This window comes from Amaricoccus solimangrovi (assembly GCF_006385685.1).
GTDB lineage: Bacteria > Pseudomonadota > Alphaproteobacteria > Rhodobacterales > Rhodobacteraceae > Amaricoccus > Amaricoccus solimangrovi.
Window position 1 is genome coordinate 1 of the sequence record NZ_VFRP01000126.1, and the last position, 685, is coordinate 685.

A 685-nucleotide genomic window follows, 5' to 3' on the forward strand; every position below is an offset into this window, starting at 1 on the left:
TCGAGCACGAATTCCGCCTTGGCGACGCGCGACACGCGCCAGCCGACGATGCGTCGGGCGAAGGCGTCGATGACGAACGCGACGTAGACGAAGCCGCTCCAGGTCCCGACATAGGTAAAGTCGCTCGCCATTGTTCTTGAACCCATGGCGCACAATGGCTCGCCCCAAAGCATGTTCGGCGCCGGCGCCCTGAAGACCCGGTTCACCCGGTCGCGCGGACAGGGCGCGGCGGGATCCGGCATGGTGGTCCGGACGCGTTTGCCGCGGACCGCGCCCGACAGACCCATGCTCCGCATCAGGCGGGATACGGTGCAACGGGCGATCTCGAAGCCCTCCCGGAGCATCTGGCGCCAGACCTTGCGGACCCCGTAGACGCCGAAGTTCTCGTTGAAGACGCGCCGGATCTCGACGCTGAGCCGGGCATAGCGGCGCGCGCGCGGCGGGAGCCGGCCGGGATCGAGCCGGCGCGCGGCGTGCTCGTGATAGGTCGATGGAGCGATCGGCGGAACGCGGCGGATCGGCTCGACTCCATGGACCTCGCGATGCGCGTCGATGAACGCCTTCATCGCTTCAACGGGCGGTCGAGCTCCGCCATCGCAAAATACGCCGACGCCTTCTTCAGGATCTCGTTCGCCTGGCGCAGTTCACGGACCTCGCGGCGGAGCCGGGCAAGCTCCTCCTTCTC

The 685-nt window shown here is 68.0% G+C and carries 1 pseudogene and 1 other annotated feature; the pseudogene reads right to left on the bottom strand.

Features of this window, described 5'->3' with window-relative positions:
- Positions 1-685: pseudogene (locus FJM51_RS23560) on the bottom strand (IS3 family transposase); the annotation flags it as partial.
- Positions 492-608, bottom strand: a sequence feature (AL1L pseudoknot). (Overlaps the previous pseudogene by 117 nt.)